The organism is Brevundimonas mediterranea, assembly GCF_014196125.1.
GTDB lineage: Bacteria > Pseudomonadota > Alphaproteobacteria > Caulobacterales > Caulobacteraceae > Brevundimonas > Brevundimonas mediterranea.
In genome coordinates this window covers 122,209-139,765 of sequence record NZ_JACIDA010000004.1, presented here as the reverse complement: position 1 = coordinate 139,765, position 17,557 = coordinate 122,209, and the positions used below count along the sequence as shown (strand labels likewise).

17 protein-coding genes are annotated in these 17,557 nt (G+C 68.4%); 8 read left to right on the top strand and 9 right to left on the bottom strand.

Going from position 1 to position 17,557, the window contains the following annotated elements:
• Positions 1 to 29: 29 nt before the first annotated feature.
• The 3 genes from GGR11_RS16250 to GGR11_RS16240 form a co-directional block, all read right to left on the bottom strand.
• Positions 30 to 2,141 (bottom strand): transglycosylase domain-containing protein, encoded by a 2,112-nt coding sequence (locus GGR11_RS16250; RefSeq protein WP_183198766.1) that lies wholly within the window; start codon positions 2,139 to 2,141, stop codon positions 30 to 32.
• A 105-nt stretch (positions 2,142 to 2,246) separates the two neighbouring features.
• The gene (locus tag GGR11_RS16245) at positions 2,247 to 2,870 is read right to left on the bottom strand and encodes a class I SAM-dependent methyltransferase (protein ID WP_183198764.1); all 624 of its coding nucleotides are present in this window, start codon (positions 2,868 to 2,870) and stop codon (positions 2,247 to 2,249) included.
• Positions 2,867 to 3,829 carry an alpha/beta fold hydrolase gene (locus tag GGR11_RS16240; protein WP_183198760.1) on the bottom strand — a complete coding sequence of 321 codons (963 nt, stop codon included), beginning with the start codon at positions 3,827 to 3,829 and terminating at the stop codon, positions 2,867 to 2,869. The genes GGR11_RS16245 and GGR11_RS16240 overlap by 4 nt, the downstream gene beginning before the upstream one ends.
• A 109-nt stretch (positions 3,830 to 3,938) precedes the next feature.
• Here GGR11_RS16240 and GGR11_RS16235 point away from each other — a divergent pair, with 109 nt between their 5' ends.
• Complete coding sequence (locus GGR11_RS16235) at positions 3,939 to 5,069, top strand: aromatic ring-hydroxylating oxygenase subunit alpha (RefSeq protein WP_183198759.1); 1,131 nt, start codon at positions 3,939 to 3,941, stop codon at positions 5,067 to 5,069.
• Between the two features lie 166 nt (positions 5,070 to 5,235).
• On the opposite strand, the gene GGR11_RS16230 is transcribed toward GGR11_RS16235, so the two are convergent.
• Entirely contained in the window at positions 5,236 to 6,252 is a 1,017-nt protein-coding gene (locus GGR11_RS16230) for an adenosine kinase (RefSeq protein WP_183198757.1), read from the bottom strand.
• A 92-nt stretch (positions 6,253 to 6,344) separates the two neighbouring features.
• Here GGR11_RS16230 and GGR11_RS16225 point away from each other — a divergent pair, with 92 nt between their 5' ends.
• A complete protein-coding gene (locus tag GGR11_RS16225; protein WP_183198755.1) occupies positions 6,345 to 7,217 on the top strand; it encodes an ATP-grasp domain-containing protein in 873 nt (290 codons plus the stop codon).
• On the opposite strand, the gene GGR11_RS16220 is transcribed toward GGR11_RS16225, so the two are convergent.
• Positions 7,214 to 8,677 (bottom strand): methyl-accepting chemotaxis protein, encoded by a 1,464-nt coding sequence (locus GGR11_RS16220; RefSeq protein WP_183198753.1) that lies wholly within the window; start codon positions 8,675 to 8,677, stop codon positions 7,214 to 7,216. The genes GGR11_RS16225 and GGR11_RS16220 overlap by 4 nt on opposite strands.
• A 254-nt stretch (positions 8,678 to 8,931) precedes the next feature.
• Here GGR11_RS16220 and GGR11_RS16215 point away from each other — a divergent pair, with 254 nt between their 5' ends.
• Positions 8,932 to 9,348, top strand: a complete 417-nt coding sequence (locus GGR11_RS16215) for a MarR family winged helix-turn-helix transcriptional regulator (protein WP_183198751.1) — start codon at positions 8,932 to 8,934, stop codon at positions 9,346 to 9,348.
• On the opposite strand, the gene nth is transcribed toward GGR11_RS16215, so the two are convergent.
• Together nth and GGR11_RS16205 are read right to left on the bottom strand one after the other, a co-directional pair.
• Complete coding sequence (gene nth, locus GGR11_RS16210; protein ID WP_183198749.1) at positions 9,345 to 10,100, bottom strand: endonuclease III; 756 nt, start codon at positions 10,098 to 10,100, stop codon at positions 9,345 to 9,347. The genes GGR11_RS16215 and nth overlap by 4 nt on opposite strands.
• Entirely contained in the window at positions 10,097 to 11,413 is a 1,317-nt protein-coding gene (locus GGR11_RS16205) for a flavin monoamine oxidase family protein (RefSeq protein ID WP_183198747.1), read from the bottom strand. Before GGR11_RS16205 ends, nth begins: the two co-directional genes overlap by 4 nt.
• Positions 11,414 to 11,534: 121 nt before the next feature.
• On the opposite strand from GGR11_RS16205, the gene GGR11_RS16200 reads away from it, so the two are divergent.
• The 5 genes from GGR11_RS16200 to GGR11_RS16180 are packed head-to-tail and all read left to right on the top strand — an operon-like array spanning position 11,535 to position 16,114.
• Complete coding sequence (locus GGR11_RS16200) at positions 11,535 to 12,614, top strand: HlyD family secretion protein (protein WP_183198744.1); 1,080 nt, start codon at positions 11,535 to 11,537, stop codon at positions 12,612 to 12,614.
• Positions 12,611 to 14,230: a DHA2 family efflux MFS transporter permease subunit gene (locus tag GGR11_RS16195; RefSeq protein WP_183198743.1), complete on the top strand. Its 1,620-nt coding sequence runs from the start codon at positions 12,611 to 12,613 to the stop codon at positions 14,228 to 14,230. Before GGR11_RS16200 ends, GGR11_RS16195 begins: the two co-directional genes overlap by 4 nt.
• Positions 14,230 to 14,844 carry a TetR/AcrR family transcriptional regulator gene (locus tag GGR11_RS16190; RefSeq protein WP_183198741.1) on the top strand — a complete coding sequence of 205 codons (615 nt, stop codon included), beginning with the start codon at positions 14,230 to 14,232 and terminating at the stop codon, positions 14,842 to 14,844. The genes GGR11_RS16195 and GGR11_RS16190 overlap by 1 nt, the downstream gene beginning before the upstream one ends.
• A gap of 26 nt (positions 14,845 to 14,870) precedes the next feature.
• Positions 14,871 to 15,644, top strand: a complete 774-nt coding sequence (locus GGR11_RS16185; RefSeq protein ID WP_183198738.1) for a creatininase family protein — start codon at positions 14,871 to 14,873, stop codon at positions 15,642 to 15,644.
• Positions 15,645 to 15,697: 53 nt separating this feature from the next.
• Complete coding sequence (locus tag GGR11_RS16180) at positions 15,698 to 16,114, top strand: phasin (protein ID WP_183198736.1); 417 nt, start codon at positions 15,698 to 15,700, stop codon at positions 16,112 to 16,114.
• A gap of 124 nt (positions 16,115 to 16,238) precedes the next feature.
• Here the strand turns inward: GGR11_RS16180 and chrR are convergent, their stop codons facing one another.
• Together chrR and GGR11_RS16170 are read right to left on the bottom strand one after the other, a co-directional pair.
• Positions 16,239 to 16,877, bottom strand: a complete 639-nt coding sequence (chrR, locus tag GGR11_RS16175) for a cadmium/peroxide/UV radiation responsive anti-sigma factor ChrR (RefSeq protein ID WP_183198734.1) — start codon at positions 16,875 to 16,877, stop codon at positions 16,239 to 16,241.
• On the bottom strand, positions 16,874 to 17,437 hold the full coding sequence (locus GGR11_RS16170; RefSeq protein ID WP_343051160.1) for a sigma-70 family RNA polymerase sigma factor: 564 nt from the start codon (positions 17,435 to 17,437) through the stop codon (positions 16,874 to 16,876). Before GGR11_RS16170 ends, chrR begins: the two co-directional genes overlap by 4 nt.
• Positions 17,438 to 17,557 lie beyond the last annotated feature (120 nt).

Sequence of the window (17,557 nt, the reverse complement as noted above, 5' to 3'; positions counted from 1 at the left end):
GGCGGTCCCCCTCCCCCGAAGGGGGAGGACTAGAAGAACAACGGGTCGCTTCGCTTCTCGGCCGGCAAACGGCCTTCGAGCTGTTGGTCCGGCGTGTCGCGCGGAGCGGGCTGGGGCGAGGTGGGACGGACGACCGGCGGCCTCGACGACGGTTGAGACGGCTGCTGGGCCGGCTCTTCCACATAGGGGACGCCCAGGCTCGGATCGACCGGCTCGACCGGGGTTCCCCCTTCGTCCAGGCCGCCTTGGCCCAGACCCGACATCAGATCGCCGACAGGATCCGGCGCGGTCCAGCCCTCGGGCATGGGCGGGCCGTCCGGGATGCGCGGCGCGTTCAGGCGCGGCAGGGCCGCCTCCATGAAACCCTTCCAGATGGCGGCGGGCGACGAGCCGCCGGTCACGCCGCGCATGGCGGTGTTGTCGTCCTTGCCCACCCAGACGGCGGTGACGAAGCCGCCGGTGTAGCCGACGAACCAGGCGTCCTTGTAGTCCGAGGTCGTGCCCGACTTGCCCGCCAGATCGCGCCCGGCGATGGCCGCGCTACGCCCGGTGCCCGAGGTCATGACCCCGCGCAGCATCTCGTTCATGTAATATAGCGACGGATTGTTGATCGCCTGGCCGCTCTGGCCGCTGGCCCGCTGATAGATGACCCGACCCTGGGGGGTGCGGATGCGGCTGATGCCATAGGCCTCGACCCGGCGGCCGCCGTTCGAGAAGGCGTCATAGGCGGTGGCCATCTCCAGCGGCGAGACCTCGACGGCGCCCAGGGCCATGGCCGGCTCCAGGCCGATCCGGCTCTCGATGCCCAGGCGCCGCGCGGCGCGGGCCACGCTGTCGCGCCCGATCTGGTCGGCGACATAGGCCGCCACCGTATTGGTCGACTGGGCCACGGCCTGGGCCAGGGTCATGTTTCCGCTGAAGGTGTTGGAATAGTTCTTGGGCGACCAGTTGCCGATGGTGATCGGCTGATCGACCACCGGGGTCTGGGGCGTATAGCCGGCCTCGACCGCCGCCAGATAGACGAAGGGCTTGAAGGCCGAGCCCGCCTGACGCCGCGCCTCGACGGCGCGGTTGAACTGGCTGTCGGCATAGGAGCCGCCGCCGATCATGGCCCGCACCCGGCCGTCGCCGTCCAGGGCGACCAGGGCCGCCTGTTCCACGCCCTTGCCCTCGTCGCGGTCCAGGATGCGCCGCACCGAACGTTCGGCGGCGGTCTGCAGCGTCAGGTCCAGGGTGGTCTCGACCACCATGTCCTCGGTCGGTTCGCCGACCAGGCCGCGGATCGACTGGTCCAGCCAGTCGATGAAATACTGGGCGTGCTGGGTGGCCAGGGTGCGCGACACGATGATCGGCTGGGTCACGGCCTGTTCGCGCTGGGCGGCGGTGATGACCCCGGCCTCTTCCATCTCGTTCAGCACGACGGTGGCGCGGGTGGCGGCCCGCTCGCTCTCGGACACGGGCGAGTAGCGCGAGGGCGCCTTCAGCAGCCCGGCCAGCAGCGCGGCCTCGCCGACGGTCAGATCCTTGGCCGACTTGTCGAAATAGCGTTGCGACGCCGCTTCGATCCCATAGGCGCCGGCGCCGAAATAGACCCGGTTCAGATACAGGGCCAGGATCTCCTTCTTGGAGAATTTCATCTCCAGCCAGACGGCCAGCATCAGCTCCTGCACCTTGCGGCGCAGATTCTGGTCGGGCGTCAGGAACAGGTTCTTGGCCAGCTGCTGAGTCAGGGTGGAACCGCCCTGAACCACTCGGCCGGCGCGCATATTGGTCGCCGCCGCCCGCATCATGCCGATGGGGTCAAAACCGGGGTGGTGATAGAAACGCCGGTCCTCGATGGCGATGAAGGCCGCCGGCACATAGTCGGGCAGGGCGTCCAGATCGGCGGGCGGCGCCATCTGGGTGCCCCGGGTGGCGATCAGGGCGCCGTTGCGGTCCAGATAGGTGATCGAGGGCTGACGATCGACATTGTAAAGGCTGGACGTGTCGGGCAGGCCGCGCGCGAACACGGCGAAGAAGACCACCAGGAAGATCAACCCCCAGACGGCCAGCACCGCGCCCCAGTAGAGCGCCTTCTGCAACGGCGTGCGGGCCGGCTTTGCGCCGCCCTGCTGCCCGCCCCCGTACCCTGGACCCGCCATGACTTTCCTTCAGTGCCGCGTTCAGCGGGATTAAGCTCTACGGACATGTATCGCGTATGAACCGCCGCCGAAACGGCTCCGCCGATATCACGCGACCGTGAGCGGCTATTTCGCCGAAAGAAAGGCGCGTCGCGCCAGCCAGACCCCGGTCTCGGCGCCGTCGGCCTCCATCGCCAAGCCCGCCGCCGCCAGCATGGCGCGATAGTCGGTCGGGTCCAGACTGCCATGATAAAGCGGTTCGCCGCGCCATTCGCCGATGGTCTCGCCATGGGCGGGGCCGCTGGTGAACATCAACTGCCCGCCGTCCGCCACCAGACGAGCGAGAGCGGGCAGGACACGCCCCTGATCCTCGGGCGTCAGGTGGAACAGGCTGTGCCAGGCCAGAACGCCGTCAAACACGCCGTCCGGCGGCGGGTCGCGCATGTCGGCGGTCTCCCAGACGCCGCCCGGCAGGGTTTCCCGTGCATGAGCGATCAGGGCCGACGAGGAATCACGCCCAAAAACTCTGAACCCCCGCTCCAGCAAGGCTGCGCCGATCGGCCAGCCCGAGCCGCATCCGACATCCAGAATAGACGCGCCCGGCGGCAGGTCGGCGACGAAACGATCCAGCCACTTCGCCTCGTCCAGCCCGCGCGACCCGGAATACAGGGCCGCGCCGCGATCCCTGATCCAGTCGGCCGCCCTGTCCTCGTACAGGCCAACGATCCGATCCGCCGCCGGCTGGCTCATCGCGCCAGGAAGGCGTCCAGTTCGCCGTAGAAGGCCTGGGCCTGGTCGAACATGATGAAATGGGCGCTGTCGTCGATCCGCTTCAATGTCACGCCGGGCAGGCCGGCGTAGGACATCTGATAGACGGCGTCGGTGATCTGGGGCGTCATGCGCGGGTCGTTGAACTTGACGTACAGCACCTCGGTCGGGGCCGTGATCCTGGTCAGTTCGGGCCGCAGGTCCATGGTGATCAGTTCGCGGAAGGCGGCGGCCGAGACCTTCTGGTCGCTGTCGCGCATGTCTTCCAGCGCCTCTTCGCGGCGGCTTTCGGTATTGATCATGCCGGTGATGGCCGTGGTCGCTTGGGCGACATAGGCTTCGCGCGGGCTATTGGCCTGGGCGGCGTAGATCTGGTCGGCGACCGGCGTCACCGCCTCGGCCGTGGTTCCGGGCGGGCCGAACATGGCGCCCATGAAGGGGATCATGTCCACCACCATCAGCTTGCCGACGCTATCCGGATGGCGCGCCGCCAACATCAGGCCGATGGTCCCGCCCATCGAATGGCCGACGACGGCCGGCTTGATCAGCCCCTGCTCGCGGATATAGCGGGCGATCTCCTCGGCGACCGGGGCGGCGACCGGCGTCGGCGTCGCGCCTTGAGCATTGCCCTCGGCCGGGGCGCCGGCGAACCCCTGGACATGGATGCGATGGACGCGCCAGCCGACGCCGTCCTGGGCCGTCAGGTGATCCACCGTCCCCTGCCAGATCTCGGGCGAGGAGCTGAGGCCGGGGATCAGAATGATGTCGCGTCCGTCCATATCCCCGTCCACGCGGACGTGGATGCGGTCGGAGGCGAACTCCGCGTGATGATGACCGTGGCCGGCCTCGGGATGGGCCCCATGCCCGTCTTGGGCCCCAGCCGGAGTTTGAACAGCGGTGGCGGCGAACAGCACGGCGGCGAAACCTAAGGCGCGAAACATGGCGAAACTCCCCTGTGAGACGGCCCTTATGCCGCCCTTACTTTGTTTTGTAAAGTTCTCTACGAGCTCCAGGAGGACAGACCCCGCGTCCCTCTGTTAGAAGGCGCTCATGAAGCCTGTAGACGCTCCCCCCGTCCAGTCCCCTCAAGCCGAAGCCGCCCCCTCCAAGGCGGGCGCCCAGCCCTTCGGCAAGGGATTCGTCGCCGACGCCTGGTATTTCGTCGCCCTGTCGCGCGACGTCGCCCCGGCCGGTTTGAAACGCTACGAGATCATGGGCGAACCCGTCCTGGTCGGCCGCACCCGCGCCGGGGCCGTCTATGCGATGCGCGACATCTGCCCCCACCGCGCCGCGCCGCTGTCGGCCGGGAAACTAGTGGAGAAGCCCGGCGAGGGCGAGACCATCGAATGCCCTTATCACGGCTGGCGTTTCCGGCCCGACGGCGTCTGCGCCGCCATCCCCTCCCTGGTCGAGGACCAGGCGTTCGAGGCGAACCGCATCCAGGTCCGGTCCTATCCGGTGCGTGAAAGCCAGGGGATGGTCTTCGTCTGGATGGCGTCGGACGCCCGCAATCCGATGCAGCCCGACCACGAGCCGCCGCTCTTCCCCGGCGTGGTCGGCGGCGAGGCCAAACTGGTCGAGGCGATGGAGTTCGACAGCCATATCGACCACGCCGTCGTCGGCCTGATGGACCCCGCCCACGGCCCCTATGTCCACCAGCAATGGTGGTGGCGGTCCGAACATTCGATGCACGAAAAGGCCAAGGCCTTCGCCCCCGCCGAGTACGGCTGGGCCATGGTGCGCCACGCCCCCTCGTCGAACAGCCGCCTGTACAAGATCCTGGGCGGCGCCCCCGCGACGGAGATCACCTTCCGCCTGCCCGGCTATCGCTGGGAGCATATCCAGGTGGGCGAAAAACAGGTCCTGGCTCTGACCTGCCTGACCCCGATCAGCGAGACCAAGACCCGCATCACCCAGATCTTCTGGTCCGACCACTGGGTCTTCGACCTGGCCAAACCCTTCCTGCGCATGGGGGTGGTCGCCTTCCTGAAACAGGACGGCGGCATGGTGAATCTGCAGAACGAGGGCCTGCGCTACGACCCCGCCCTGATCTGGATCGACGACGCCGACAAACAGGCCAAATGGTACCAGCAGCTGAAGCGCGAATGGGCCAAGAGCCGCGCCGAGGGTCGGCTGTTCGTCAACCCGATCCAGCCCACGACCCTGAGGTGGAAGAGCTGATACGGCGCACCCTCTCCCGCCGGGAGAGGGCTTGAGCGCACGGCGGCGAAGCCGTCGTCCTTGCGCGAAAGGGTGAGGGGCGCGGTGGTGCGAGTTGGCCCACCGGCGGACCCCTCATCCGGCCCTTCGGGCCACCTTCTCCCGCAAGGGGAGAACGGAGCAGGTCTTACAGCCTCAACCCGGCTTCACCGGCCAGATCGGCCAGTTTCACCATCGGGCGCGGGCCCCAGTGGGCGATGACTTCGGACGCGGCCAGCGAGCCCAGCTTGCCGGCCTCTTCCAGTGTCAGGCCGCGCGCGACGCCCAGCAGAAAGCCGGCGGCGTACTGATCGCCGGCGCCCGTGGTGTCGATCACCTTGGCGACCGGATAGGCGGCGACCGTCACCCGCTCGTCGCCGGCGATCACCACCGAGCCGTGCTCGCCGCGCGTCACGGCGGCGATCTCGACGATGGCGGCCAGTTTCGCGGCGGCGTCGTCAAAATCTTCGGTTTCGAACAGGGCGGCCAGTTCGGCCTCGTTGGCCAGGACGATGTCGGCCGACTGTTCGATGAAGCTCAGCAGTTCGGCGCGCCAGCGGGCGACCACGAAGGTGTCCGACAGGGTGATGGCCACCTTGCGGCCCGCCTTGTGCGCGGCGGCGGCGGCGCGTTCGAAGGCGGCGCGGGCCGGGGCCGGGTCGAACAGATAGCCTTCCAGATAGACGATCTCGCTGGATGCGATCAGGGCCTCGTCGATGTCGTCGGCGTACAACTGGTTGGCGGCGCCCAGGAAGGTGGCCATGGTGCGCGCCCCGTCCGACAGGACGTTGATCAGGCAGCGGCCGGTGCCGAAGCCGTTGTCGGCCCCGCCGGTCAGGACCGGGGTGTCGAAGTGGACGCCGGCGGCGCGGATGTCGTGGCTGAACACCTCGCCCAGGGTGTCGTCGGCCACCTTGCCGATATAGGCGGCGCGCCCACCGAACGAGCCGACGCCCGCCACGGTGTTGCCGGCCGAACCGCCCGAGGCCTCGACCCCCGGCGCCATGGCGTCGTACAGAGCGGCGCTGCGTTCGGCGTCGACCAGTTGCATGGAGTTGGGGGCCAGGTCCTGGGCCGTCAGGAAGGCGGCGTCGCAGGGGCTGAGCACGTCGACGATGGCGTTGCCGACAGCGCAGACGTCATATTGGGCGGTATTCTGGGTCATGGTCGCGCCTTAGCGGTTGAAGACCCGAACGTCACCCGAAAACATATAAGGAAGCCCTTATATGCGTCGGCGGGTTGCGATACGGAGGCGTCATGACCCAGATCGCCGTTCTGACCCCCGACCCCGCCGACAAATCCTACATCGGCCGCTGGCCCGAGGTGCTGGCCCGGCTGACGGCGACGCTGGAAGGGACCGGCGCGACGGTTACGGCGACGCCCTGGACCGATCATATCGAGGACGCCTCGGGTCTGGCGGCCTACGACCTGATCCTGCCCGTCATCGCCTGGGGCTATCACCGCGACCACGCCCGCTGGCTGAAGGCTTGCGCGACCTGGACCGAGGCCGGCCTGCCGGTCGCCAATCCGGCGTCGGTGCTGGGCTGGAACTCGGACAAGACCTATCTGTCGCGACTGGCCGACAAGGGCGTGCCCATTCCGCCGACGCGGTGGAGCGAGGCGATCACTCAGGACCAGGTGGATGCGGCCTTTGCGGAAACCGGAGCCCCGGTGCTGATCGTCAAGCCGACCGTCTCGGCCGGCGCCTTCCGCACCCAGCGTCTCACGCCCGGCCAGACCCTGACCGAGGCGCCGGAAGGCCCGGCCATGATCCAGCCCTATCTGAAATCCATCGAGACCGAGGGCGAGACCTCGCTGCTCTTCTTCGGCGACCGGTTCAGCCATGCGGTCAACAAGCAGCCGGTCCCCGGCGACTTCCGCATCCAGATCCAGTTCGGCGGCCTTTACACGGCCGTGACGCCGGACGCGGAGGCCCTGGCCCTGGCCGAACAGGTGCTGACCGCCATCGAGGAGCCGCTGCTCTACGCCCGCATCGACCTAGCGCGCGACGACTCGGGCGCCTGGGTGCTGATGGAGGCCGAACTGATCGAGCCCGACTTCTATCTGGACCACGATCCGGCCGCCGGCGCAGGCTTCGCCCGCGCCGTCAGCGAACGGCTGGGGGGCTAGACGCCCGCCTGGCGCGAACGGGCCGGCGCACGGTCGGCCGCAAAGGCCGCGATCCGGGCGTGTGCCTCGCGGATCGGCGCCGGCGCGCGGTCGGCGCCGTCTTCGCTGACCTGGAACCGTCCGACCAGTTGCGTCAGGTCCGAAGCCTCGCGGCTCAGACTCAGGCTGGCGGCGGTCGATTCCTCGACCATCGCAGCATTTTGTTGGGTGACCTGGTCCATCTCGTTCACGGCCGTATTGACCTCGGCCAGGGCCAGAGCCTGTTCCTGAGTCGAGGCGCGGATCTCGCCCATCAGATGGGTGATGTCGTTGATGCGCAAGGCGATGGCCGACAGGGCCTCGCCGGATTCGCGCACCAGCACGACCCCGCCCTTGACCTGGGTGCTGCTGGTGGAGATCAGAGTCTTGATTTCGCGCGCCGATTCCGCCGACCGCTGGGCCAGAGCGCGAACCTCCGAAGCGACCACGGCGAAGCCGCGCCCAGCCTCACCGGCCCGCGCCGCCTCGACCCCGGCGTTCAGGGCCAGAAGATTGGTCTGGAAGGCGATTTCATCGATGACGCCGATGATCTGGCCGATCTGATCCGAGGATTTCTCGATCTCGCCCATGGCGGTGATGGCGCGCTGGACGACGGCGCCGCCGGTCTCGGCCTGGGTGCGGGTCTGGCCCACGACCACATCCGCAGCCTGGGCGTTCTCGGCCGCCTTGCGCACGGTGGCGGTGATCTCGTCCAGGGCGGCGGCGGTCTGTTCCAGACCGGCGGCCTGACGTTCGGTGCGACGCGACAGATCCTCGGCTGCGCTGCTGATTTCATTGGCGCCCGACTGCATGGATCCCGCATTGCCGCGAATGACGGCGACCGCCTCGTCCAGGGCCGCCATGGCGCGATTGAAGTCCTCGCGCAGAATGGCGTAGTCGCCGGGGAAGGTTTCGGCGATGCGATAGGACAGGTCGCCGGCCGCCATGGCCGACAGGCCGCGCCCCGTGGCCTGGACGACCGAAGCCTGAACCTCGGCCGCCACGCGATCAGCCTCGGCGCGACGCTCGCGCTCGACCTCAGCCGCCGTGACGTCGGTGGCGAACTTGACGACCTTGTAGGGTTTGCCGTCAGCGCCGAAGATCGGGTTGTAACTGGCCTCGATCACGGCACGGGCGCCGCCCTTGCCGTAGCGGATGAACTTATCAGCGATGAATTCGCCCGCGTTCAGCCGTCGCCAGAAGTCCGTGTAGGCGGGCGAGGCGGCCTCGGCAGGGTCCATCAGCATGCGGTGATGGCGGCCCTTAACCTCGGCCAGCTCATAGCCGATCACCGCCAGAAAGTTCGGATTGGCGGTGATGATGGTGCCGTCCAGCTCGAACTCGATCACGGCCTGCGACCGCTGAACCGCCGCCATCATGCTGCGCAGCTCAGCGGCCTCCGCCGCTTCGGGGGAGGTTCGGGGCTGGAAGAAGGATTTCATGACGGTCGTTCTACGCGAGAGTTGATGGCGTGAAGCTTGACATCAATTCGTTACGACGCGGCGCCCATGTATTTAGTCTCGACAAGCATCCAAATACTGCATTCACCCGTACTTGGAATAAGCGCTGCACAGCACGATAAACGATCTATCAACCCTGAATATCGCCGCCCAAGGACCCTCCATTGTTACAGTTGCTTTCTACAGGATTATCGCCCCGCCAAGTTCTGCAACTGAAAATCGCTTTCGCCATCACCTTGACGGCTCGGCGCTTCCAGAGCGTAGCCGCTGAAGCGCGACAGGCCTGCGGCCAGGGAACGGCGCGAACCAGCCTGCTCTACTTCCTGGAGGAGTCGCCCAAAGGCCTGACCCAGACAGAACTGGCGAGCCGTCTGGAGATTTCCGGCCCCAGCCTGACCCGGCAGCTCGACAAGCTCGAGCGCTTGGGCTTCGTCAGCCGTCACCGCATGATCGGAGACGGTCGTGTGCGTCTGATCATGATCGAGCCCGCCGGGCGCGAAGCCCTGATGGAGCTGGACGTCCTCGCCTCCGAAATGCGTGACCGCATATTCGGGGATATTCCACAGTCGGATCTGGAAACAGCCCAGCGTGTGCTGGACACACTGGCGGCGCGCCTGGCCGTCAATCCAGGCCTGGTGGTGGAGCCGTCCTAGCCCGCCTCCCCCCACGCCATCAGCCCCGCCCGTGACGGGCATAGGTCAGCGATCGCGCAGGCCAGGCATTTGGGCTTGCGCGCCGTGCAGGTGTAGCGGCCGTGCAGGATCAGCCAGTGATGCGCCTTGGGCAGCCATTGGCCGGGCACGACCTTGAACAGCTGGGCCTCCACCTTGTCCGGCGTGCCCGCATTGGCCAGGCCCAGCCGGTGCGAGACGCGGAACACATGGGTGTCCACGGCGATGGCGGCCTCGATTCCCAGCTCGTTCAGCACCACCGAGGCCGTCTTGCGCCCCACGCCGGGCAGGGCCTGCAGATCGGTCCGGTTCAGCGGAACCTCGCCGCCATGTTTCTCCAGCACCAGGCGGGACAGGGCGATGACGTTGCGAGCCTTGCCCCGGTACAGGCCGATAGAGGCGATGTAGGGGATCAGCGCCTCTTCCCCCAGGGCCAGCATCTTCTCCGGCGTATCGGCGACCTGGAACAGGCGGTCGGTGGCCTTGTTGACCGCGACGTCCGTGGTCTGGGCCGACAGGGCCACGGCGACCACCAGGGTGAAGGGGTTGGAGAAGTTCAGCTCGGTCTTCGGCTCGGGCATGATCCCGGACAGCCGCTCGAAAATGGTCTCGACCCGGTCCTCGTCCGGGGGCCAGCGCAGGACGGGCACGGAGGCGCCGGTCATCACCGCCGGGCGTTTCGGACCGGGTTTGCGCGGCTTGGCGACAGGTTTTCGGGCCTTGGTCGGCTTCATGCCTCGCTGTCGCCGTCGTCGCGACGCGGGTCAAGACCCAAGGTGGTCAGGGCTGCATCGGCCGCCCGCTCGCCCTCCATCCAGGCGCCGTGAGCCGTGCCGTAATAGACTGGCGCAGTGGCCTCGCCGGCCAGGAAGATCCGGTCCTCCACCGCCACTCGTAACTTGGCCCGGTCTCCCGCATGGCCCGGCAGGGCGTGGGAATAGGCGCCGCGCGACCAGGGATCGACGCCCCAGTTCGACACGGCCACGGCCTCAAGCCTGCGCCTCATGTTAGACCCCAGGGCCGCGACCAGTTCGGACACGGCGAAATCGACCAGGGCGGCGGGGCCTTCCGCCTCCAGCCCCCAGGCCAGTCCGGCCCCGAAATAGGCCTCGATCATCGGCCGCCCGAACGGCCGCAGATGATAGCCGCCGGTCTCGGCGGTGTCCGTGCGCGTCCACAGCTGGGTGTCAGGCTGGAAATCGCCCGCCCCCCGCACCGTCATATGCACCTTGGACGCCAGCCCCAGCGGCACGCCCGCCGTCGCCTCCAGCCAGGCCGGAACCGGCGGATCGATCCGCACCGTCTCACTGGCGATCAGACTGTTGGGAACCGTCACGATCACGACCCGCGCCGTCAGCTCGCCCCGGCTGGTCTCCAGCCGCAGCAGCGGGCCGGACCGGTCGATCCGACGCACGGCGCAGTCCCGCACCACCGCGTCGGACACGGCGTCGCCCAGCCGGGCGATCAGTCGGCCATAGCCCTCGCGCACCCGCCAGTTCACCCCGGTGTCGCCATAGGCGTCGTAGTCCAGACTGGACACCTCGGCGAACCGCGCCCCGTTCAGCGCGCCCGAGATGGCGTCCATCCGGGCGTTCCAGCGACAGTCCGGGTCGAAGAAGTCGGACGCCGGCCGATCCTCGCCCCGCCCATCCCGACATAGGGCGGCCGCCTCGCTCACGCGCTGATCGAAGGCGGCGAAGGCCTCGCCGAACTCCGCCTGATCGGCGCGGGTCATCTCGTGATTGAAGGCCTGGGTCCGCCACGGCGGCGGCGTCTGGTCCAGCGTCAGCCCCTCGGCCTCGACCCGCCCGGCCAGAACATTGTCGTCGGCCGAGTGCAGCCAGCCGCAGCCCATGTCCAGGCCCTCGCCCTCGACCCGCGCCGTCCAGGCGCGGCCGCCGACCCTGTCGCGGGCTTCCAGCACCAGGACCGACAGGCCGGGCCGCATCAGCCGTCGCGCGGCGGCGATCCCGGCGGCGCCTGCGCCGACGATCACCACATCGACCTCGGACGGCAGCGGATTCGAGGCTCGAGCGTGGTCGTTCATGAGGCGGGACATACACGAAAACCACGCGTGATCGGGCATCTGTCGATTGGACATTGATTTTTGGACGGCGACGTCCATTTTAGCCCCGCTTCAAAACGCCGCACCCTCCCCCGGATGTCCCATGTCGCCTGAACTGAAGAAACGCCTGCCGCTGTTCGCCGCGGTCATCGTCGGCCTCGCCCTGATCGCGGGCGGGATCGTCTGGTGGATGAACGGCCAGAGGTGGGAAAGCACCGACAACGCCTTCGTCCAGGCCGACACCACCCTGATCAGCCCGCAACTGGCCGGCCGCGTGACCGAGGTTCTGGTCGGCGACAACCAGCGGGTCGAGGCCGGGCAGGTCCTGGTCAAGCTGGACGACGGCGATCAGCGCGCCGAACTGGCCCGCGCCGAGGCCAATCTCCAGGCCGCGCTCGCCGCCGTCGGCAATGTCGACGCCCAGTCCGCGCAGGAACAGGCCGCCATCGCCGCCCGCGCCGCCGCCGTGACCCAGGCCCGCGCCCAGGCCGGCCTGGCCCGCGCCGAGGTCGACCGCTACGGCAAGCTGGCCCAGCAGGGCTGGGTCTCACAGCAGCGGATCCAGACCGAACGCGCCTCGGCCGCCACCGCCGACGCCAGCGTGCAACAGGCCCAGGCCGCCCTGGTCGCCGAACAACGCACCGCCGGTGTGCTGGGCTCGACCCGCGAACAGAGCGTCGCCGCCGTCGAACAGGCCCGCGCCGGCGTCGAGACCGCCCGCATCGCCCTGGAACGCACCGTCATCCGCGCCCCCATCGCCGGCGTCGTCGGCGCCCGCAGCGTCCGCCCCGGCCAGTATGTCAACGCCGGGACCCAGCTGCTGTCCATCGTGCCCCTGACCCAGACCTATGTCGTGGCCAACTTCAAGGAGACCCAGCTGGATCGGATGCGCCTTGGCCAGACGGTCGAGATTTCCGCCGACGCCTTCCCCGGTCGCAAGATCGAGGGCCGGATCGACAGTTTCGCCCCCGCCACCGGCTCGGAATTCGCCCTGATCCCGGTCGAGAACGCCACCGGCAACTTCACCAAGATCACCCAGCGCGTCCCGGTCCGCATCGTCGTCGGCGGCGCGGACCGCGGCCTGGCCCTGCGTCCCGGCCTGTCGGTGGACGTCAAGGTGGATCTGAAGAGCGAAGGCGGCCAGAGCTTCGCCGAGGCCTCCATCGGGACGCCCCGCCCGTGACCACCGCCAACCCGCCCACGGCTGGAGGCGGGGCTGGGGGCGGGGCCACGCCGCAGAACCCCGTCGCCGGCCATCCCGAGATCAACTGGACCATGCTGCTGCTCGGCTTCGCCGGGATGGTGGTGGGCCAGTTCATGGCCATCTTGGACATCCAGATCGTCGCCGCCTCCCTGCCCCAGATTCAGGCCGGGGTCGGCGCCTCGGCCGACGAGATCAGCTGGATCCAGACCGCCTATCTGATCCCCGAGGTGGTGATGATCCCCCTGTCCGGCTTCCTGTCGCGACTGTGGGGCACCCAGAAGCTGTTCCTGGCCTCGTGCGCCGGCTTTGTCCTGATGAGCATCGCCACCGGCCTGTCGACCTCCATCGACACGATGATCCTGTTCCGGGCCATCCAGGGCTTCGTCGGCGGGGCCATGATCCCGACCGTCTTCGCCGTGGCCTTCACCGCCTTTCCGCCGGACAAGCGGGTCACGGCCAGCGTGGTCATGGGCCTGATCGTCACCCTGGCCCCGACCGTCGGCCCGACCCTGGGCGGACACCTGACCGAATGGCTCAGCTGGCGCTGGCTCTTCTTCATCAATGTCGCGCCGGGCCTGCTGGTCCTCTTCCTGGTCGGCCGCTACGGAAACTTCGACAAGGGCGATCCGTCCCTGGCCAAGGGGTTCGACTGGTGGGGCCTGGGCTTCATGGCCGCCTTCCTGATGAGCATGCAGTATGTGCTGGAGGAGGGCGCGAGGAATGACTGGTTCGACGATACCTCCATCCTGCTGCTGGCGGTGGTCGCCGCCGTGGCGGGGCCCGTCTTCGTCTGGCGCTCTCTGACCTATCGCCAGCCGATCGTCGAGTTGCGCGCCTTCACCAACCGCAACTTCCTGGTCGGCTTCATCATGACCTTTACGGTGGGATTCGCCCTGTTCGGCGGCACCTTCCTCCTGCCGCTGTTCCTGGGCCGGGTTCGGGACTATTCGTCGGCCGAGGTGGGCACGACCATGGTGGTTTCCGGCCTTGCCATGTTCGCCACCGCCCCCTTCGCCGGGCGGCTGGTGCGCAAGATGGACGCCCGCATCCTGATGTTCGGCGGCTTCATGATGTGCGCCTGGGGCATGTGGGAGGCGCGACTGGTCACGGACGAATGGGGCTTCTGGCAGTTCGCCTCGGTCCAGGCCTTCCGGGGCGTCGGCGTCATGCTGGCGATGATCGCCTCGCAGCAGGTGACCATGGCCACCCTGCCGCCGCACATGGTCAAGAACGCTTCGGGCCTGGTGAACCTGTCGCGCAACGTCGGCGGCGCTTTCGGCCTGGCGATCCTGAACACCGGCCTGACCACCAACACCGCCCTCCATCTGGGCGAACTGACCAGCGGCATCGCCCAGGGCGATCAGGCCATGCGTCAGATGATGGCCGGCATGGCCCAGAGGTTCGCGGGCACCATCGACCCGGCCGCCTCGGCCCTGAAGGCCGTCTATGGAATTTTGCAGAAACAGGCCACGACCATGGCCTTCGGCGACGCCTTCGCTCTCTTGGGGATCATGTGCGCCGGCGCCGCTTTCGTCACCCTGCTGGCCCAGCCGGTCAAGGCCCAGCCGGGCGCCCCGCCTTCGGACGCCCACTGATGGCGCGCCGCCGGGGCCAGGTCGACGAGAAGAAGAGCGAGGCCATACTGGAGGCGGCCGCGACCCTGTTCGCCGAGAAGGGGCTTTCGGCGTCGATGGAGGAGATCGCCCGCCTCGCCGGGGTGTCGAAACAGACGGTCTACAACCGCTTCGCCTCCAAGCTGGAGATCGCCAAGGCCATGGCGCATGAGAGGGCCGAGGCGATCGTGGCGCCGCTGAGAACGAGCGGATCGCCCCTGATCGTGCTCGAAGCCTTCGCCCAGGGCCTGCTGACGCTGGTCTGTCACCCCGACAAGGTCAGTTCGATGCGCGGGGTGGTGCTGCTGTCTGCCGATGCGCCCGAACTGGCCCGGACGGTCTATGAGGCGGGGCCGCGCCGCAGCCTGAGCCTGCTGTCGGCCTGGCTGGCGGAGCAGACCCGCGCCGGACGGCTGAGCGTGCCCGACCCCGACGAGGCGGCCGAGATGTTCACCGGCCTGGTCCTGGGTCACGCTCATTTGCGGTCTATGCTGAACGTGCCCCAGATCGACGCCGACCACCGCGCCCATCGCGCCCGAGAGGCCGCGAGGATCTTCGTCACGGCCTATGCGCCGACGGTGGATCAGGCTAGTTGAGACCCGTCGCGTAAAGGAGTTCGCCCATGCTGATCCACCTGTCGTCCTGGCCCGAGATCGACGCCCAGATCGCGTCGGGCCGGCCCCTGTCGAAGACGGTCGTGGTGCCCATCGGCTCCAACGAGCAGCACGGGCCGACGGGCCTGTTGGGCACCGACTGGCTGTGCCCCGAGATCATCGCCCACGAGGCCGAGCGTTCGGACGCCGCCCTGATGGTCGCCCCCACCTTCAACATCGGCATGGCCCAGCATCACCTGGCCTTCGCCGGCACCATCAGCCTGCGGCCCTCCACCTTCATGGCGGCTATCACCGACTGGGTCTCGTCGCTGAGCCGGCACGGGTTCGAGCGGATCTACTTCCTCAACGGCCACGGCGGAAACGTCGCCACCATCGAGGCGACCTTCTCGGAAATCTACGCCGAATGGAGCTTCGTCGAGGAGGCGCCGCCGTTCGTTCTCAAGCTCAAGAACTGGTGGGACCTGCCGGGCGTCCAGGGTCTGTGCAACTCGATCTTCCCGACCGGCCACGGCATGCACGCCACCCCGTCCGAGATCGCCGTGACCCAGGCCGCCTATCCCGACCGGATCAAGACGGCGGAATACGCTCCCAAGATCGCGCCCAGCGGCCCGATCCGCGACGCCCTCGACTATCGCGCCCGCTTCCCCGACGGCCGCATCGGCTCCGACCCGGCCCAGGCCAGCCCTGAAAAGGGCCGCCGCATCATCGACCTGGCCGTACCCGCCCTGCTGTCCGACGTCGCGGCCTTCGCCGCCGAGGCCCGGCCCGGAGACGCGTCCTGACCCGCAAGACCTGCGCCACCGGCGTTCCAACACCGGCTGTTCTGGGCGCCGAAATGCTGTCCGCCTCGGCCGAGGTCATCGCGGCGCGCACCACCCTGATGGTCCACGGCCTGACCGATCCGGCCGGCCAGGACAGGGTCGAACTGTCGCTGATGAGCTCGGAAAAGACCGAGGCCCTGTCCGCCTCCGCCGCCGCGCTCGCCGCCAGCGCCGGGACCGTCGGCAAACGCCTGGGCCAGGCCGCCTTGGACGAAGGCGCACGCGCCCTGCAGGCGGCGACTGAAATCGCCGGCGCCCGGACCCCGGCCGAAGCCGCCCAGGCCCAGTTCCGCTACGCCCTGGGCTGGTGGAGCCGCGCCGCCGGCCAGGCCCTGACCCTGAACGCCGAAATGACCCAGGCCCAGACCGACGCCCTCGCCCCAATCCACAAGACGGCCGTCGCCAACGCCAAGCGGTTGAGGAAGTCCTAGGGGAGCCGCCAAGCGGTGGAGAGCCCTCCCCGTCCATGCGAAGGGCGTTTGGGATGCGGAGTCAGCCGCAGCCTTCCGGGCCCGGAACCGGACCTTCACATGGTCGATCCCGGTGCGGTCTCGCCTACAGCTTGATGAACGGCTGCATCAGCCTGCCCAGCCAGCCGTCCAGTTCGATCTGCCCGTCCAGCGCCACCACGCAAAGGCAGGGGTCGGGCGAGACCACGCGCGGCTGGTGCAGCACTTCGGTGTCCGCCTCTTCGAAGTCGCCGACGTCGAACCGGGCGGTTTCGGTGGCGTAGGCGCCGTGGATGACGCAGGTCAGTTCGATCCCGCCATGGGTATGACGCGGCGTCTCACGGCCCGGCCCGATCTCCAGCAGGATGACGCGGCAGTCGCCGTCGCGCGGCGCATGGACGTCGCGGGCGCGCATACCCGGTCCCAGCCATCGCCACGGTCCCAGCGCGTAACGGCGCAGGGGTTCCGGCAGTCCGACCATGTCGTTCAGGGGCGTGGAGGCCAGAACCTGTCCGGCGTCGGCCTCGGCGCGCGCCAGGACGCGGGCCAAGGCGTCGTCGGGCATCGGCTCGGGCTCCAGATCGTCCAGCAGCCGGCCCCCCACGGCCTGAAGCGCGCGGACCCAGGCGTCGTTCTGCGGCCGTATCGCCAGGTGGGCGGCGACCACCACGGCCTCGGGGGGGCTCAACGTGCCGGCCGCATAGGCCAGGAGCCGTTCTTCAGAAGGGTTGTGACCGCCGGTCATGCCTCGCCTCCCTTTTCATCGTCAAGCAGGGTGCGCAGTTTGATCATGGCCTTGCGTATTCGGGATTTAACCGTGCCCAGCGGCAGGTCCAGCCGCCGGGCGATTTCGGAATGGGGATTGTCCTGGAAGAAGGCCAGACGAAGAACCTCGATCTGATCCGCCGTCAGTCGCGCCATCGCGGACTTCAGCCGCAGCGCGTCCTCGGCCATCAACACGATCTGGTCCGGCCGTTCGGGCTCTTCCTGCGACAGTTCGATCTCGGGCATCGGGGTGCGCCGCGCGTCCTGACGCAGCACGTCCAGGCGTCGGTTGCGGGCGATGGTGAAGATCCAGGTCGCGGCCCGGGCCTTCGAGCTGTCGAACAGCTCGGCCTTGCGCCACACGGTCAGCATGGCGTCCTGGGCGAAGTCCTCGGCTGCGCCCGCGGGCGCGCCGGCCTTCATCAGATAGGCTTTCAGGCGGGGCGCGAAATGTTCGAACAGGCGCGCGAAAGCCTCGCGGTCGCGCCGCAGCGCCACCGCCTCGATCAGCCGGTCATGCTCGCCGCCCACAGCCGTCACGGGTGGCCGAATCCGCTGATAGGTTGAAACCTGTCCATGCATGGAACCTAGTACGGTTCTGGCGAAAGTCTGGATCATTTCGTGATCCGGCCGCGTGCGCGGCGCGTATCTTCGCCACCT

What these genes read in the sequence shown, in the direction of transcription:
- GGR11_RS16250 (WP_183198766.1), bottom strand. Translation starts at nt 2,141, where the DNA reads ATGGCGGGTCCAGGGTACGGGGGCGGGCAGCAGGGCGGCGCAAAGCCG.
- GGR11_RS16245 (WP_183198764.1), bottom strand. Translation starts at nt 2,870, where the DNA reads ATGAGCCAGCCGGCGGCGGATCGGATCGTTGGCCTGTACGAGGACAGG.
- GGR11_RS16240 (WP_183198760.1), bottom strand. Translation starts at nt 3,829, where the DNA reads ATGTTTCGCGCCTTAGGTTTCGCCGCCGTGCTGTTCGCCGCCACCGCT.
- GGR11_RS16235 (WP_183198759.1), top strand. Translation starts at nt 3,939, where the DNA reads ATGAAGCCTGTAGACGCTCCCCCCGTCCAGTCCCCTCAAGCCGAAGCC.
- GGR11_RS16230 (WP_183198757.1), bottom strand. Translation starts at nt 6,252, where the DNA reads ATGACCCAGAATACCGCCCAATATGACGTCTGCGCTGTCGGCAACGCC.
- GGR11_RS16225 (WP_183198755.1), top strand. Translation starts at nt 6,345, where the DNA reads ATGACCCAGATCGCCGTTCTGACCCCCGACCCCGCCGACAAATCCTAC.
- GGR11_RS16220 (WP_183198753.1), bottom strand. Translation starts at nt 8,677, where the DNA reads ATGAAATCCTTCTTCCAGCCCCGAACCTCCCCCGAAGCGGCGGAGGCC.
- nth (WP_183198749.1), bottom strand. Translation starts at nt 10,100, where the DNA reads ATGAAGCCGACCAAGGCCCGAAAACCTGTCGCCAAGCCGCGCAAACCC.
- GGR11_RS16205 (WP_183198747.1), bottom strand. Translation starts at nt 11,413, where the DNA reads ATGAACGACCACGCTCGAGCCTCGAATCCGCTGCCGTCCGAGGTCGAT.
- GGR11_RS16200 (WP_183198744.1), top strand. Translation starts at nt 11,535, where the DNA reads ATGTCGCCTGAACTGAAGAAACGCCTGCCGCTGTTCGCCGCGGTCATC.
- GGR11_RS16190 (WP_183198741.1), top strand. Translation starts at nt 14,230, where the DNA reads ATGGCGCGCCGCCGGGGCCAGGTCGACGAGAAGAAGAGCGAGGCCATA.
- GGR11_RS16185 (WP_183198738.1), top strand. Translation starts at nt 14,871, where the DNA reads ATGCTGATCCACCTGTCGTCCTGGCCCGAGATCGACGCCCAGATCGCG.
- GGR11_RS16180 (WP_183198736.1), top strand. Translation starts at nt 15,698, where the DNA reads ATGCTGTCCGCCTCGGCCGAGGTCATCGCGGCGCGCACCACCCTGATG.
- chrR (WP_183198734.1), bottom strand. Translation starts at nt 16,877, where the DNA reads ATGACCGGCGGTCACAACCCTTCTGAAGAACGGCTCCTGGCCTATGCG.